Source organism: Micropruina sp. (assembly GCF_047602085.1).
GTDB lineage: Bacteria > Actinomycetota > Actinomycetes > Propionibacteriales > Propionibacteriaceae > Micropruina.
In genome coordinates this window covers 493,566-509,660 of the sequence record NZ_JASGID010000007.1, presented here as the reverse complement: position 1 = coordinate 509,660, position 16,095 = coordinate 493,566, and the positions used below count along the sequence as shown (strand labels likewise).

The 16,095-nt window shown below is 66.9% G+C and carries 13 protein-coding genes; 6 read left to right on the top strand and 7 right to left on the bottom strand.

What is annotated here, in order from left to right:
- The first annotated feature begins 134 nt into the window (after positions 1 to 134).
- From QM721_RS14835 to QM721_RS14820, 4 genes are read left to right on the top strand one after another with little or no spacing between them, the layout of a single operon-like run.
- Entirely contained in the window at positions 135 to 2,105 is a 1,971-nt protein-coding gene (locus QM721_RS14835) for an alpha-1,4-glucan--maltose-1-phosphate maltosyltransferase (protein WP_415123457.1), read from the top strand.
- A gap of 44 nt (positions 2,106 to 2,149) precedes the next feature.
- Positions 2,150 to 3,457 (top strand): phosphotransferase, encoded by a 1,308-nt coding sequence (locus QM721_RS14830; protein ID WP_415123348.1) that lies wholly within the window; start codon positions 2,150 to 2,152, stop codon positions 3,455 to 3,457.
- Positions 3,457 to 5,349, top strand: a complete 1,893-nt coding sequence (gene glgB / locus QM721_RS14825; protein ID WP_415123346.1) for a 1,4-alpha-glucan branching protein GlgB — start codon at positions 3,457 to 3,459, stop codon at positions 5,347 to 5,349. The genes QM721_RS14830 and glgB overlap by 1 nt, the downstream gene beginning before the upstream one ends.
- The gene (locus QM721_RS14820) at positions 5,346 to 6,155 is read left to right on the top strand and encodes an NUDIX hydrolase (RefSeq protein WP_415123344.1); all 810 of its coding nucleotides are present in this window, start codon (positions 5,346 to 5,348) and stop codon (positions 6,153 to 6,155) included. Before glgB ends, QM721_RS14820 begins: the two co-directional genes overlap by 4 nt.
- A gap of 239 nt (positions 6,156 to 6,394) precedes the next feature.
- On the opposite strand, the gene QM721_RS14815 is transcribed toward QM721_RS14820, so the two are convergent.
- The 5 genes from QM721_RS14815 to QM721_RS14795 all read right to left on the bottom strand — a co-directional run bounded on the left by QM721_RS14815 (position 6,395) and on the right by QM721_RS14795 (position 12,579).
- Complete coding sequence (locus tag QM721_RS14815; RefSeq protein ID WP_415123343.1) at positions 6,395 to 7,384, bottom strand: hypothetical protein; 990 nt, start codon at positions 7,382 to 7,384, stop codon at positions 6,395 to 6,397.
- The gene (locus QM721_RS14810; RefSeq protein ID WP_415123341.1) at positions 7,381 to 8,586 is read right to left on the bottom strand and encodes a hypothetical protein; all 1,206 of its coding nucleotides are present in this window, start codon (positions 8,584 to 8,586) and stop codon (positions 7,381 to 7,383) included. The genes QM721_RS14815 and QM721_RS14810 overlap by 4 nt, the downstream gene beginning before the upstream one ends.
- A complete protein-coding gene (locus QM721_RS14805; RefSeq protein ID WP_415123339.1) occupies positions 8,583 to 9,215 on the bottom strand; it encodes a DNA-binding response regulator in 633 nt (210 codons plus the stop codon). The genes QM721_RS14810 and QM721_RS14805 overlap by 4 nt, the downstream gene beginning before the upstream one ends.
- A gap of 557 nt (positions 9,216 to 9,772) precedes the next feature.
- Positions 9,773 to 11,431 carry an SLC13 family permease gene (locus tag QM721_RS14800; RefSeq protein WP_415123337.1) on the bottom strand — a complete coding sequence of 553 codons (1,659 nt, stop codon included), beginning with the start codon at positions 11,429 to 11,431 and terminating at the stop codon, positions 9,773 to 9,775.
- Positions 11,432 to 11,688: 257 nt separating this feature from the next.
- Positions 11,689 to 12,579 carry a tetratricopeptide repeat protein gene (locus tag QM721_RS14795; protein ID WP_415123335.1) on the bottom strand — a complete coding sequence of 297 codons (891 nt, stop codon included), beginning with the start codon at positions 12,577 to 12,579 and terminating at the stop codon, positions 11,689 to 11,691.
- Between the two features lie 25 nt (positions 12,580 to 12,604).
- Here QM721_RS14795 and QM721_RS14790 point away from each other — a divergent pair, with 25 nt between their 5' ends.
- Together QM721_RS14790 and pgm are read left to right on the top strand one after the other, a co-directional pair.
- Positions 12,605 to 13,327, top strand: coding sequence for a type 1 glutamine amidotransferase (locus QM721_RS14790; RefSeq protein WP_415123333.1), 723 nt, complete (start codon positions 12,605 to 12,607; stop codon positions 13,325 to 13,327).
- Positions 13,328 to 13,419: 92 nt separating this feature from the next.
- Positions 13,420 to 15,051: a phosphoglucomutase (alpha-D-glucose-1,6-bisphosphate-dependent) gene (pgm, locus tag QM721_RS14785; protein ID WP_415123331.1), complete on the top strand. Its 1,632-nt coding sequence runs from the start codon at positions 13,420 to 13,422 to the stop codon at positions 15,049 to 15,051.
- Positions 15,052 to 15,300: 249 nt separating this feature from the next.
- On the opposite strand, the gene QM721_RS14780 is transcribed toward pgm, so the two are convergent.
- Positions 15,301 to 15,870, bottom strand: a complete 570-nt coding sequence (locus QM721_RS14780; RefSeq protein ID WP_415123329.1) for a PH domain-containing protein — start codon at positions 15,868 to 15,870, stop codon at positions 15,301 to 15,303.
- 3 nt (positions 15,871 to 15,873) lie between these two features.
- On the bottom strand, positions 15,874 to 16,029 hold the full coding sequence (locus QM721_RS14775) for a hypothetical protein (RefSeq protein WP_415123327.1): 156 nt from the start codon (positions 16,027 to 16,029) through the stop codon (positions 15,874 to 15,876).
- Positions 16,030 to 16,095: the final 66 nt, after the last annotated feature.

The window sequence follows — 16,095 nt, the reverse complement described above, 5'->3', positions numbered from 1 at the left end:
ACGGTCTCGACAAGCTCGACCAACCAAAGCTGGCGCGGGGCCTGCATCTGCGAGGCGTCAGCCGCTAGGTTGTTGCCGTGAGCGAACCGACGAAGGGCATCGAAGCCCCGCTACCAGTCGACCTGTCCCCCGTGATGACCGGCCCGTTCGGGTTCGGCCGCATTCCCGTCGCCAAGGTGTGGCCGGTAATCGAGGGTGGCGCCTACCCGGCCAAGGCCACGGTGGGCGAACTGATCCCGATCCGGGCCAAGGTTTTTCGCGAGGGCCACGACGCGGTGAACGCCTCGGTGATCTTGACCAGCCCCGACGGTGTCGAGACCCGCACCGACATGCAGCCGTCCGGACCGGCCGGTCTCGACGGTTGGGAGGCCTGGGTGCGGCCCGACTCCGAAGGTCCCTGGACGTTCCGGGTCGAGGGCTGGTCCGACCCGTGGGGAACCTGGCACCACAATGCCGAGGCCAAGCTTGCCGCCGGCATCGACCTCGAGTTGGTCTGCCTCGAAGGCCGCGACCTGTTCGAGCGCACCGCGGTGGTCGCCGACGCGGCCGGCGATCCGGTCGAGGCGTCCATTCTGCGGGCCACCGCCCAGTTGCTGATTCCGCAACGCAAGGCGTCCGACCTGCTCGAGGTGGCCAACGGCGCCGGGCTCGCCGCCGCAATGAAAACCTACGGCCCGCGTGAACTGGTCTCGCCCACCGCCGACTTTCCGCTCTGGGTCGACCGCGAACGGGCCCTGTTCAGCGCGTGGTACGAGTTCTTCCCACGCTCCCAGGGCGCCAGCTACGACGCGGCCACCGACATCTGGACGTCCGGCACCTTCGATTCTTCGCACGAGCGGCTCGAGGCGGCTGCCGCGATGGGCTTCGACGTGATCTACCTGCCGCCGATTCACCCGATCGGCAGCGCGTTCAAGAAGGGCAAGAACAATACCCTCGACGCCACCGAGAAAGACCCGGGCTCGCCGTGGGCGATCGGCAGCCCGGCCGGCGGCCACGACGCCATTCATCCCGATCTCGGCGACTGGAGTTCGTTCGACCGGTTCGTGGCCCGCGCCACCGAATTGGGCGTCGAGGTGGCGCTCGATTTCGCGCTGCAGGCCAGCCCCGACCACCCCTGGGTGACGGAGCACCCGGAGTGGTTCACCACCCGGATCGACGGCACCATCGCCTATGCCGAGAACCCGCCGAAGAAGTACCAGGACATCTACCCGATCAACTTCGACAACGACCCGGTGGGCATCTTCAACGAGGTGCTCCGGTTGTTCAAGCTGTGGATGAGTCACGGCGTGCGGATCTTCCGCATCGACAACCCGCACACCAAGACCGTCCAGTTCTGGGCCTGGATCATCGAACAATTGCGCCGCACCGACCCTGACGTGATCTTCTTGGCCGAGGCCTTCACCAAGCCCGAGATGATGCACGCGCTGGGCAAGGTGGGCTACCACCAGAGCTACACCTACTTCACCTGGCGCACCAGCAAGTACGAGCTCACCGAGTACGCCAACGAATTGGCCGGCGACATGTCGGCCTTCTACCGGCCCAACTTCTTCGTGAACACCCCCGACATCAACCCCTTCCACCTGCAGTCGGGCAACCCTGCGATGTTCAGCATTCGCGCAATTCTGGCGGCCACCCTGTCGCCCACCTGGGGGGTGTACTCCGGCTTCGAACTGTTCGAGCACGAGGTGCTGGCGCCGGGCCGCGAAGAGTACCTGAACTCTGAGAAGTACGAGTTCCGGCCGCGGGACTACAACGCCGAGCCGAACCTGAATCTGTTGTTCGGCATGCTGAACTCGATTCGTCGGGCGCACCCAGCACTGCAGCAGTTACGCCAACTGCACTTTCACCACGCCGGCCACGACGGGGTGATCGCCTACAGCAAACGCGACGGCGACGACGTGGTCATTGTGATCTGCAGCCTCGATGCCGACAACCAGGTCGAGTCCGACGTGTGGCTCGACCTTGGTGCGCTGGGCCGGGCCGGTCACGACTCGGTGCAGTTGCGCGACGAGCTGACCGGTGCGGTGTTCAGCTGGGGCGAGCGCAACTTCGTCCGACTCAGCCCCGGCACGCCCGCGCACATTCTGCACGTGCTGCCCGGCTGAGGTAAAAGCTGTTGTCCGCAACGCTTTACTGACAGGATGGTCGGGTGATCGACGAGCCGCTCGCAGCATGGTGGAGGGTGATCGCGAACGCGCGCTGGTTCGGCGGCAAGGGCCTCTCGGCCAGTCTCGAGGCGCTCACTCCGCTGCCCTGGCTCACCGATCCCGGCACTCTGCCGGCGGTTCGGCCCGAAGTGGCCACGGTGCGCTATGTCGACGGACGCACCGAGCACTATGTGCTGCTGGTGGGCCATACAGCCAGCCCCGCCGTCGGTGTGGTTGCGCAGGTCGATCACGAGGGTCTGGGCCGGGTCTCGGTGGTGGACGCCACGGCTGACCCCGACTGCATGGGAGCGCTGCTGAGCGCCCTGACCGACCCGCGGCACGCCGCCATGGAGTGGCTCGACGCCTCAGCCATCGAGCCCAGTGCCGAATGCCGGGTGTGGCCCGGCGAGCAGAGCAACACCACGATCTGCATCGGCCCCGACCGCATGCTCAAGCTGTTCCGCAAGGTCGAGCCGGGCCGCAACCTCGACGTCGAGGTGCTCACCGCCCTGAACGGTTCGGGGGTCACCCCTGAGGTGTACGGGACGCTGCTGGGCGACCTGCCGGACGGGGTGGGCCGTGCCGATCTGGGCATGTTCGTCGAACGGGTGCAGAACGTGCGCGACGGCTGGGAGTGGGCCTGTGCGGCCTGCGCCGACGACCGCGACATCAGCGCCGAAGCCATGCAACTGGGCGGCGCACTGCGGGCGGTGCACCAGCGGCTCGCCGACGTATTCGGCACCGCCGTGGTGCCGGGCGCCGAGCTGGCGGCGCTGATCGGCGACCGGCTGGACGCCGCCGAGGCGCAGGTCGGTGAGTTGGCCGCCGTCCGTTCGTCGGTGCAGGTGGCGCTGAGCGCGCTGGCCGCCACCGAACTTGTGGTGCAGCGGGTGCACGGCGACTTTCACCTGGGCCAGGTGCTGCGCTCGGCCGACGGCTGGACGATCATCGACTTCGAGGGCGAACCGTTGAAGACCCTGGCCGAGCGGCGCCGCCCCGACAGCGTCTGGCGCGATGTCGCGGGCATGGTGCGCTCGTTCGACTACGTGCGCGGCGCCCACCCCGAACCCACCTCAGCTCAGGCTGTGGCCTGGGCAGCAACGGCCCGTCAGGCATTTCTCGACGGGTATTGCGAAGAAGCCGCGCCCGATCGTCCGGTACTCGATGCCTATGAGCTCGACAAGGCGATCTACGAGGTGGTGTATGAAACCCGCAATCGGCCCGATTGGGTACACATCCCCTTGGGAGCCGTCCACAATGTGGCTAGGCGGACGACGCCGTCCCCCACGCACAATTCGAAGGAGAACTGATGGCACACGATCAAGCCGGCGGCCTGACCGGTTGGGATCTCGAAGGGTTCCACAACGGTGGCGACACTGAGGCGTGGCGCCGGCTGGGTGCCCACCGGGTGACGATCCACGACGATGAACGAGGCGAGATCAGCGGCACCCGGTTCGCGGTGTGGGCACCCAACGCGCAGGCGGTACGGCTCAACGCCGACTTCAACTGGTGGACCGGCGACGCCATGCAGTTGATCCCCGGGTCGGGAGTCTGGGGCACCTTCATCGAAGGCGTCGGCGATGGCGCGTTGTACAAGTACAACGTGCTCGGTAGCGACGGGGTCTGGCGTGAGAAGGTCGACCCGATGGCACAGTTCGCCGAGCAGGCGCCCGCGAACTCGTCGATCGTCTACACCAGCCAGTACATCTGGTCCGACGACGAGTGGATGGCCAAGCGCGCGCAAACCCAACCGCACGAGTCCCCGATGTCGATCTACGAGGTGCATCTCGGCTCCTGGCGCAAGGGCAAGACCTACCTCGACCTCGCCGAGGAACTGGTGGAGTACGTCACCTGGCAGGGCTTCACCCACGTCGAGTTCCTGCCGGTCACCGAGCACCCGTTCGAGCCGTCCTGGGGCTACCAGGTGACCAACTACTTCGCCCCGCAGTCTCGGCTCGGCAAGCCTGACGAGTTCCGATACCTGGTCGACCGGCTGCATCAGGCCGGCATCGGCGTCATTCTCGACTGGGTGCCCGGTCACTTTCCCAAGGACGAGTGGGCACTGGGTCGCTTCGACGGCACGGCGCTGTACGAGCACGCCGATCCGCGCCAGGGCGAGCACATGGACTGGGGCACCTACATCTTCAACTACGGCCGCAGCGAGGTGAAGAGCTTCCTGGTCAGCAACGCGCTGTACTGGGTCACCGAGATGCACATCGACGCGCTGCGGGTCGACGCAGTGGCGTCCATGCTCTACCTCGACTACAGCCGCAAAGACGGCGAGTGGGTGCCCAACCAGTTCGGCGGCAACGAGAACCTGGAGGCGATCGACTTTCTGCGCTACGTCAACAAGCACCTGTACGAACGGGTGCCGGGCGTGTGCATGATCGCCGAGGAGTCCACCTCGTTCGGCGGAGTCACCAAGCGGGTTGATCAGGGGGGTCTGGGATTCGGCTTCAAGTGGAATATGGGCTGGATGAACGACTCCCTGCGCTACCTGGCGCTGGAACCGATCTACCGGCAGTACCACCACCACGAGATGACCTTCGCCATGGTCTACCAGTACTCCGAGAATTTCGTGCTGCCGATCAGCCATGACGAGGTGGTGCACGGCAAGGGGTCGATGATCAACAAGATCCCCCAGGACTCGTGGCGCCAGTTCGCCACGCTGCGCGCCTTCTACTCGTTCATGTGGGGCTTCCCCGGCAAGCAGTTGCTGTTCATGGGCTGCGAGTTCGGCCAGCGCACCGAATTCAACGAGGCGACCTCGCTGGAGTGGTGGGTTTCGGACCTGTGGGGCCACCACGGTCTGCAGCGGCTCGTGAAGGATCTCAACGAGCTGTACACGACCAGTCCGGCACTGTGGAAGCTCGACAGCGACCCGGCCGGGTTCCGCTGGATCAACGCCGACGACGCCAGCGGCAACACGTTTAGCTGGGTGCGCAGCGACGGTCAGGGCGAACACATTGCGGTGGTGGTCAACTTCTCCACCGAACCGTGGACGAACTACAAGATCGGCCTGCCCGCTAGCGGCGTCTGGAAAGAAGTACTCAACTCAGACGCCGGCATCTACGACGGTTCGGACTCGCACGGCAACCTCGGGCAGGTCCAGGCGTACCCGGAGCACTTCAACGGCTTCGGTGCGGCGGCGACGATCGTGGTGCCTCCGCTGGGCGCCGTCTACTTCCGGTACGAGGGTTGAGCGAGGGCAGCCACGAGTTCCAGGTACACCTGCGCGTCGGCGAGGCCGGCGTTGGGGTGTTGGATTGGTCTGGGCGGGCGCCGCAGCAGGCGATCGACGAGGCGGTCAGCCTTGCCTCCGACGACGGGCTGATCGCCCGCGGGCTGCGACGCATCGAGGTGTCGTTGCCAGCCGCTGACGTGGTGGGACGGCGGGCTCTACAGCGGGCGGGTTTCCGGCTTGAGGGCACCCGACGACAGGCCTACGCGCTACCGGACGGCAGCTTCGACGACGTCGTGCTGTATGCCCGGCTGGCCAGCGACCTGGTGTACGGCGCGGGTGGCTTCACCGGGGTGATGAACTCGGTGCTCCCCCGCAAGCGGCTGATCGCGCACGCCCTGATCACCGACCCGTGGGATCGGGTGTGCGTGCTCGAGACAACGTTCAAGCCCGACTGGGAACTGCCGGGCGGCATCGTGAACCCGGCGGAGTCGCCGTGGCAGGGGGCGGTGCGTGAGATCGACGAGGAATTATCGCTCGACGTCGGTCTCGGCCGGGTGCTGGTGATCGACTGGCTGGCGCCCTATCTGGGCTGGGACGACGCAGTCGAGCTGATCTTCGACGGCGGCCAGCTCACCGCGGAACAGGTGGACGCCGTCGTGCCCGACCCGGGCGAGATCCGCGCCGTGCACTGGCTGCCCCCCGACAAGGCCGCCGACAAGATGGCGCCGTTCGCCCGGGGCCGGATGCTGGCCGCGGTGGCGTGCCGGCTGGGCGGCGGCACCCAGTACCTGGAGCGCGGGCTGCCGCGCCGCGAGACCGAGTAGAGACCGCCGCTCGCCAGTCGAAACCGCTGGTTGAGCCTGTCGAAACCCCTGGTTGAGCTTGTCGAAACCGCTGGTTGAGCTTGTCGAAACCCCTGACCAGAGCACTCCAACCGAGGTCTCGACAAGCTCGACCAACGAAAACTCAGCGGTCCCTTCGGTAAGCGCCGATCAACACAGCCCTCGCCCCCTGCGCCGGCTCCGAGCAGAGGTAAAGATGAGTGCCCGAACTTCATGAACCATCACAAATTGGGGGCCGGCTCGCCGTCCTCGTCGAGCAGGTGAAGTTCGTGTCGGCCAGCGGTCTCGACCAGCACGGTCAGCGCCGCCGCGCGACGTGCCGGAAGTGCCCGGATCGTGACCTCTCCCGACTCGACCTGGTTCACGATCTCGGCCACCGCCGTGTCGAGCCGGCCAGAGATCGGCTGACCCGGATCGCTGTCGTGCCCCATCTCAACCACGCGTACCCCTCGAAGACGTGCGTCGTGTACGGCGCGGCGAATCTGCTTCGTCTGCAATTGGGGTGCGCGGATGCGGTCGCGAATGGAGGCCTCGGTCATCACCAGTTCAATCTGCTCCACGGCCAGCCCCTCCCGCAGCCGGGAGAGCACGTCCGCCGCCTCGTCACGAACCAGGCCCAGTTCGTCGACCGTTCGACGCTCTGCCTCCCTCGCCAACTGGGCGGCGAACTCGGCCTGGGCCGCGTCAGTTCGATACGTTCTCTCACGCTCTGCGATCCACAGCGCCAGCCAGCGCCACAGGCAGGCCCAGACCAGTGCCGCCGGCGGAACGAATTGCGGCAGGCGCTCTGCGACCGGAATGTCTCGCACCAACGCCCAGCCAACGCCGACGGCCACCGACGCACCGGCACCGAACCAAGCCGCCACCATGTGACCGCGTATCGCCAGGACGGCCAGAATGAGCAGCGTGGCTTGAAACGCCGCAGCGGAGCGCAGATCTGAGGTATCGGTGACGATCACGATCGTTGCGGCCAGCAACGTGCACCCGAGCACCGCTGCGATTCGGAGCGGAGCGAGACGGTGTTCGCCCTGCTCGGTGAGCAGCAGGCAGGCGAAAGCCCCCAGCGCGTAGGCACCGAATCCCATCACGTTGTGGGCGCCGAGATACCCGGTCGCGATCCCGTTCACGGTGTACAGCAGCGCGACCAGCAAAAGGGCGTACCGGAGGACCGGAGTACCGATGCCCAAGCCTCCAACTGCGGAATCGGTCACCCTGGCCATCGGATGTTCACTGTCGTTTCCCCCCCGACCCGGCTGACGACGGACGCGTCTCCCCCGACGCCGCGGGTGCGCGCCAGAATGCTCTCGCGCACCCCCATCCGCGTGCCGGGCACCGCTGCCACGTCAAACCCGAGCCCGTCATCACGCACCAGCACGTCGACTGACCCATCCAACAGCCGCGCCTCGATCGTCCGAGAGGCGCGTGCGCCCGCGTGATACACGCTGTTTCGCAACGCCTCGCAGGAGGCGTCCTCGATGGCCGCTGCGACTGTGAAGGGGACTTCTCCCAGACCGACGTCTAGCGAAATCGGGCACCGTGGATCGATGCGCCGCCAAGCCTTCTCCAATCGGTTCGCCATCACGCCGAAGGCCAGCCAGGTGTCGTCGGGCTCACCGACTCGCTCGGTGGAGTTGAGCCGGCCCAGGGCGATGCCTGCCTCGGTACGCAGCGCCGCCGGTGACGCTCCTTGCAGGGCGATCGCGGCGTTGAGGACGGACAGGACGTGATCGTGCACGAACCGGGATACCTCGTTGTGACGCTGCAACTCGACCTCCGCTCGCGCCCGTCGCTCCCCTGCGTCGCGCGCGCGCTGCTCGTGTGCGTGGAGGCGCAGCAGCCGCCTGCGCATCATCAGGAAGAAGACCGTGTAGATGAACTCGCTGATGCGGATCGGCACGAGAGCGGCGAGGTCCGGCGGGATCTCGCCGAGGAAGAACTGAGCGGAGGCAACCGTGAGCAGCGGCAGCACCACCGGTCCGACGAATGCCCAGATTGCTCGGAATACCAACAGCGTCAGGTAGCCGTATGCCGTCGGGAACATCGCCCAGGGCCAGGCATTGGGGTCGGTGGGCAACACGCCGTCGCGGGGGGCGAAGGCGGTCGCGCTGAGCAGCGACAGGCCCAACGGCACCGCCGCCCAGATAGCCGTCAGTGCGCGCATGGGCAGGACGAGCCCGAACAGCGCCAACAGCATGATGAGCGCGGCGATCGCCACACCACCGGCGTTCCACCAGGGCGGGTGTTGGGACGCGGCGGGCAATGCCGGCCAGGCAGTGCCCGCGAACAGGAGGAGTCCTGCCACCGAGAGCATCCAGCCGAGCCACCGTTCGACCACCCCGGGCGCACCGAACCTGTTCGGCTCAGCAAGCAAACCGGGCGTCGGCAGCGGAGTGGCAGTCCGACCGTTGCTCATGGCCGGATGATGCCGTCTTCGACCGCCCGCTGGTACAGGTCGACCTTGTTAATGGCGGTCCGATCCACCGCCGCGTACTTCGCGCGGATCCGGCGGATGTGGTCGATCACGGTCACCCGCGAGATGTAGAGCCGCTGAGCGACCCGCTCCGCGGTCTCCCCCGAGGCGTAGAGCGCGAGCACCTCGGCTTCCCGAGCCGTCAACTGTGCCGTCACGAACTCGTCGTCGGTGTCGATCGCGGCAGCCCAATCGGGCGAGACCACGACCTCACCGCGCAACACGGCGTGAATCGCTGCGATCAGCCGCTTCGGGGGCTCGGACTTGCGGATGACACCCATCACTCCCGCCCGGCCCGCCTCCCTGATGAGTTCCGGACGGTCCCCGCTGGTGTACGCCAGCACCGGTACACCGCGAGACACGAACGCCGAGACATTGCCCGCGGTCCGTGCGCCATCGGCCAGGATGAGATCCAGCAGCACGATGTCATAACTAGCGCCGGAGGCCAGAAGCGCCGCGGCCGAGGCACCGGTTCCGGTGACGACCAAACCGGGGTGAGCGTTGATCAGGACTGACGTGCCCAGGATCAGCGCCGGGTGATCGTCGACGATCCCCACCTTGGCCTGATCCACTGTTTGACCTCCCCGGTTCCCGCAGCGGTGTCACGCCCCGCTCCCCGCGGGCATGGTCACCAGTTGAGGTCAACAATCTAGATCAGCGAAAGCCGAGAAGCATCCCTGCCCGCCCAACCGGGAAAGGGAGCGTCGATCGAGCCGACCAAGCCGATCGCCATCATGAACCGACCGGCGCTTCGTTTGCATGCCCAGTGGATCTTTGACGTCTGCCGGGTTGGCCGGGACCTGCTTCTTGCTCGTTGAATAGTCAGCAAATTCTTGTCGAACGGACGGCGTCTGGTCGGTAACGCCTTCGCCTCGTCACGGGTGCTCCCCATTCGTGAGGCTGGCCCACGGAAGCGCTGATCAATGCGCCCACCCCTGGTGCAGGTTGTCGAAAGCGCAGATCTTTCGCTGGTCGAGCTTGTCGAGACCTCAAAGAGAGCGCTCTGACTAGAGGTTTCGACGTCTCGATCAATGACACTCAGCGCATTCTTAACCACCCGTTGGGCCCGCCGAAACACCTTGCCAGGAGCGTCGTATCCAAGGTCTCGACACACTCGGCCAACGCCCCTTTAGGCAAGCAGCATCCCGACGCCGCAGGCGACCACCAACCCGACCACCATCAGCGGAAAGCCGAACCGGGTGAACTCGGCACGGGAGTAGCCGATCGGATCGATCACCATCAGGTTCGTCTGGTGGGCGAACGGGTTCAAGAAGGTAAACGAGATGCACGTTCCGATCAGCGCCAACAAGACCACCGGGTGCATCCCGACCTCCATCGCGACCGAGATGCCCACCGGGGTAAGAATGGACGCGGCCGCGGCGTTCGACACCACGTTGGTCAGCAGAGCCGTGACCAGGGCGAAGATGAGAATCACCAGCAGCTTGTTCCCCCCGACGGCGTGACGGATGCCGACCGCGAGCAGGTCGGCCAGGCCGCTGCTCTGGACGATCACGCCGAGGCCGACCGATCCGGCCAGGACTGCCAATACATTCCAATCCAGGGCTCGCGAGGCCGAGGCCGGCGTCAGCACTCCGGTCACCACCATGGCCAGGGCTCCCCCGACCGAGGTGAGTTCTATCGGCGTGAGCCCGAACGAGGCCGGCAACACCACGACGGCCAGAATGAGCAGCGCCTTCCAGGTGTTCCCCGGCTGTGGCACCCGGCCGCCGATCATCTGCCACAACGCGACGTATTCGCTGCGCTCCACCGCCTCGGCGTTCGGAGCCGAGACGTAGCAGGTGGCACCGGCGACCAGTGGAGTACGGCGCAACGGCCTGGCGGTCTTGGCCGCAATCACGTCGATGTCGTCGTCGGAGGTCCCCAGGTCGTGCAACGTGCCGCTCTCGCCGGACCTCACCGACACCTCGAACAGCCGCTGCGGTGCCAACCCGAACAACGGGCTCCCCCACAATGCGCGCACGCCCGCCTGCGTCGCCTCGAACACCAGGACGTCGCCGACCGCGATGATGCTGTCGGCGAGGAGTACCTGGCCTTCGCGCCTCACCTCGCGCAACTGGTAGTCGAGCGCGCTCGCGAGACCCAGCAGATCGGCCCGGCGACCGCTGGCGAGCGCTTCGGCACCGATCGGGATCTCCACCCGCCAGTCGCGAGACTTCGGCTTGAGCACGTCCACGCCGCGCAGCATCCGCGGCGCGGTGAAGTAGAGCAGCACAATGCCGGCCAACGCGACAGGCAGGGCGACCGGAGCAAACGAGAGCATCGTTATGCGCACGCCGCGGTCCTCGGCGAGTCCGGCGATCAGCAGGTTCGAGCTGGTTCCGATCAGCGTGATCGACCCGGTCAGCGTGGTCAGGTGAGCGAGTGGGAGCATCAGCTCACGCGCCGGTATCGACCGGGTCTGCTCGAGCTGCTTGGTCGCCGGCACCAGCATGGCCACGATCGGAGTGGTGTTCATCAGCCCCGATGCGACGCCGAGCGGTGCCGCCAGCCTCACAAACGCCCGCTGGGCGCTGCGGACGCTGCTGAGCAGCACCCGGGTCATCCGATCTACCAGCCCGGTCTGCACAATGCCCTTGGCGATCACCAGCATCGCACCGACGGTGATCACGCCGCCGTTGCTGAGTCCGGAGAACAGCTCGCGCGGCGACGCTATGCCGAGAAGCCCGGCGATCACGATGGCGGCGCCGAGGGCGATCACCGGACGCACCCAGCCGACCGTCATCGCCACCAGCGTGCTCACGACCAGGAGTGCCGCGACGACGATCATCGGGTCACCCCCCCTGCCTGGGTGTTATTCGGGTCGGTCAACTCCGAGCGGCCTGGGCGCGAACGTCGGGTAAGCCACGGTCAGAGTCGCATTCGAACTCGGACGTCGAGTGCGACGTGCCAAGTGAACCAAAGGCAAATCCGACATGACGCTCATGCGAACAACAAGGGTACTGTGCCTTTCCCCGTGTCTCGCCGACCGGGAGAGCGCGACGACGCGGCTGGGCGGGGGCGCCTGCCGAGCGCAGTGGAGGCGGCTCAGAACAGCGCGCTCATCAGGTCGCGCCGGGCCTTGAGTACCGCCGGATCGGCGTTACCGACCACCTCGAACAGTTCCAGCAACCGCACGCGCACCGACTCGCGTTCGGCTCCGGCCGTCTCGCGCACCAAGTCGATCAGCCGCTTGAAGGCGGCGTCCGGACGGCCCGACAGCACCTCGAGGTCGGCTGCGGCGAGTTGGGCGTCCACCGAGGTCGGCGCCGCCTCGGCGGCCGCCAGTACCGCGGACGGATTGCCGCCGGCCGAGCGGGCGAGCAACGCGACCTGGGCACGTCCGGCCTTGGCCTCGGGGTCGTTCGGCGACTGGGCCAAGATCTTGTCGTATTCGACCACCGCAGCCGCGAAGTCGCCGCGTTCCAGCGCCGCGTCGGCCTCGGCGAACCGGGGGTCGGCAATATCGGCCTCACCTGCTCCCCCGGCCACTGGTTCGGCCCGTCCGACCAGGCCGTTCTGGGCCGCCACCTGCAGCAACTGCCCGAGCAGTGCCTCGGCCTCGGCCTTCGACCGGGTGCCCTGAAAGAGCGGCGCAAGCTGACCGGCGACCACTCCCATCACCGTCGGCACCGCCTGCACGCCGAAAGCCTGGGCGATGCCTGCGGCCGCTTCGACGTTGACCCGGGCCAGCAGATAGGCGCCCGCAGCGGCGTTGGCGAGCGCGATCAGGTCGTCGGACAAGGCCTGGGCGTTCGCCCGCGGCGAGTACAGCTCGACCACCACAGGGTGCTTCATCGACAGTTGCATCACCTGCTCGAAATTCTGTTCGTCGACCTCGACGACGAACGAGGCACCGGGCGGAACCGGCGGCGCCTTCGCGGCAGCGGCGATTCCAGACAGGTCCATGGCGCGGGAGGTGAACTTCGGCAGACTCATGGCGCCATTGTGTCAAAGTTGGCGCATGCCACCCGCACCGCTCATCGCGATCGTGCAGCATCAGGCGGAATGCCCGGCGGCCTTCCTGGCGGACTGGCTGGACGATGCCGGGGCGCGGTTGGTCACGGTGCGTCCGGACCTCGGGGCCAGGCTGCCGGCCGTTGACGAACTGCAGGGGCTGGTAGTGCTCGGCGGCGTGATGGGGGCCACCGACGACGAGCTCGCCCCCTGGCTGCCTCAGGTGCGGGAACTGATCCGCTGTGCCGCGGCGGCGGGACTACCCACCCTGGGCGTCTGCCTGGGCCATCAACTGGCGGCGGCGGCGCTGGGCGGGCAGGTGACCCGCAACCCTCACGGCCGGCAGCGCGGCCTGCTGCCGATCGGCTATCGCTCCGCGGCGGACGGCGATCCGCTGTTCGGCTCCCTGGGGCGCACTGTGCGCGGCGTGCACTCCAACAACGACGTGGTCACGCGGCTGCCTGGCGACGCGGTCGTGCTGGCCGACGCGCCCGGCGGGGAGGTGCAGGCGGCCCGGTTCGCACCGACCGTGTGGGGGGTGCAGTGGCACCCCGAGGTCGACGCCGACGTGTTCGCCGGCTGGTGCGAGATCGAACCGGCGGCCACCGAGCAGCAGACCCGCGACCAGATCGCCGAGGTGGCGTCCGCCCGGGACGAACTCGACCGGTCGTGGCAGCCGCTGGCAGAGTGCTTCGTGCGGCTATGCCGCGAGGGGGCCTCAATCGGCTGACACGCCTGCCTGCCCGCCGACAAGCACCGACGATGTCGCGGAGTTTTGTCTGGGGGTCGCCCCGACGGCCTCGCGTTGGCATGATGTTGGGTATGGTTCATGAACGCGCCGGGCAGGTCGCACTGCCTGAAGACCTCGTCGATGTCGACGCTTTACTCGCCGCCTACTACGACCTGGTACCGGATCCGAACAACATCGATCAGCGGGTCGTCTTCGGCACCTCGGGGCATCGTGGCTCCAGCCTGAAGACCTCCTTCAACGATCTGCACATCGCCGCCACCACCCAGGCGATCGTCGAATACCGCGCCTCGCAGGGCGTGGACGGTCCTCTGTTCATCGGCAAGGACACCCACGGGCTGTCGCTACCGGCGTGGAAGACCGCGCTGGAGGTGCTGGTCGCCAACGGTGTCGACGTCCGCGCCGAGAACGACGAGGACTACACCCCGACCCCCGCGGTGTCCCGGGCGATCATCGTCTACAACCGCGACCACGAGGGTCCGCGGGCCGACGGCATCGTGGTCACTCCCTCCCACAACCCGCCCACCGACGGCGGCTTCAAGTACAACCCGCCGCACGGCGGCCCGGCCGACACCGACGCCACCTCGGTCATCGCGGCGCGCGCCAACGAACTGATGGCCTCCCCCGGCGACATCAAGCGGGACCGTGCCTACGACCAGATCGCTGACGGCATCGTCCGGCACGACTACCGGACGGCGTACTGCGAGGACCTGAAGAACGCGATCGACCTGGACGCCATCCGGGCCGCCGGGCTGAAGATCGGCGCCCACCCGCTGGGCGGTGCCGCCGTCCAGTACTGGCAGTACATCGCCGAGAACCTGAACATCGGCCTCGAAGTGATCGACGCCACCGTCGACCCGGCCTGGCCGTTCATGACGCTGGACTGGGACGGCAAGATCCGGATGGACTGCTCCAGCCCGTACGCGATGGCGTCGTTGATCGCCAACAAGGACAACTACGACATCTCGACCGGCAACGATGCCGACTCCGACCGGCACGGCATCGTCACCCCCGACCACGGGCTGATGAACCCGAACCACTTCCTGGCCGTGGCGATCTGGTACCTGTACACGCACCGTCCCGGGTGGAAGCCGGACGCCGGCGTCGGCAAGACCCTGGTCAGTTCGTCCTTCATCGACAAGGTGGCTGCCGATCTTGGCCGCACCCTGATCGAGGTGCCGGTGGGCTTCAAGTGGTTCGTGCCCGGCCTGATGACCGGTGACATCGGTTTCGGCGGCGAAGAGTCGGCAGGCGCGTCCTTCCTGACCCTGGACGGCCAGACCTGGACCACCGACAAGGACGGCATCCTGCTCTGCCTGCTGGCCTCCGAGATCCGTGCGGTGACCGGCAAGTCGCCGTCCCAGATCTACGCCGAGATGGAGGCCAAGTACGGCCACAGCGCGTACGCCCGGGTGGACGCCCCGGCCAACCGCGAGCAGAAGGCCAAGCTGGGCAAGCTGTCGCCCTCCGACGTCACCGCCACCGAGTTGGCCGGTGAGCCGATCGTGGCCAAGCTCACCCGCGCGCCGGGCAACGACGCGCCGATCGGCGGGTTGAAGGTGACCACCGAGCACGCCTGGTTCGCGGCTCGTCCATCGGGCACCGAGGACGTTTACAAGATCTACGCCGAGTCTCTGTTGGGAGCCGAGCATCTGGCCGAGGTGCAGGCCGAGGCAAGGGACGTGGTCAGCGCCGCCCTGGGCTGAGATCGGCGCTGGGCGAGACCCCGTCGTGCGATCGATTCACGTGGGAGACGCTGATCCGTCGCCGGTCGAGCTTGTCGAGACCTCGATCATCACGCTGCGGCAAGGGGTTTCGACAAGCTCAACCAACGGTGCCCACACTGACCAGCACTCCCCAGGGGAGACGCTGATCCGTCGCCGGTCGAGCCTGTCGAGACCTCGATCATCACGCGGCGGCAAGGGGTTTCGACAAGGTCAACCAACGGTAGGCATTCAGTCGCCGCTGGCGACGTCGGCTTGGACGCGTCCGGTGAGACCGGCGCTGATCACCACGCGCTGAAACAGGTGCAACCGGGCGTCCGGGTCGCCCACGTAGGTAATCTCACGCAGTCCCTGGTCTTGGGCTGCGCTCTCGAACACGAAGATCGCGTAACCGAAAATCTGCCCCCAGAACGGACGCTGCATCGCGATGTCGAGCACCCGAGACAGCGGCATCGAGGCAAACTTCTGATCGAGCACTCCGTTGACCCGGTACACCCGCAGGTTGGTGACCACGAACCGGTCCATGTACTCGACGTGCATCTTCCAGAACCCGCGCAGACCGAGCAACAGTCCCACGACCAACGCCAGCCACCACGAATGGCCGAGTTGCGGCATGATGCCGAAGGCCATCATGCCGATCACTACCTGGCAGCCCGGCCAGAGCCGGGTCACCCAGTGCCGGTGAATCTCGTCCAGAACGTACTCGCCCTCTTCGGCGATCAGCCGGTCATCGACGTGCGGGTCGATGAAGCGCGACCAACCCAGCTTCAGCCGGGCGGACTGTTTTCCGAGCACGCTCATGGGTCACTTCGACAGGGCGACGAAGAACCGTCCGATCGAGTCGAACGCGCTGAAGAAGCTCTTGACCGCCGAAGCGGCGGCCTCCGGCCTGTTGAACAGGTAGAACAGGCAGAAGCCGACGACGAGCACCAACAGGATGGTCTTGATCCATTTGCTCACATCTGCCTCCGGGGAAGTCGGCCCACCACACTCACCCTGCCATCTTCTGCCAGGCGAAGGCAGTAC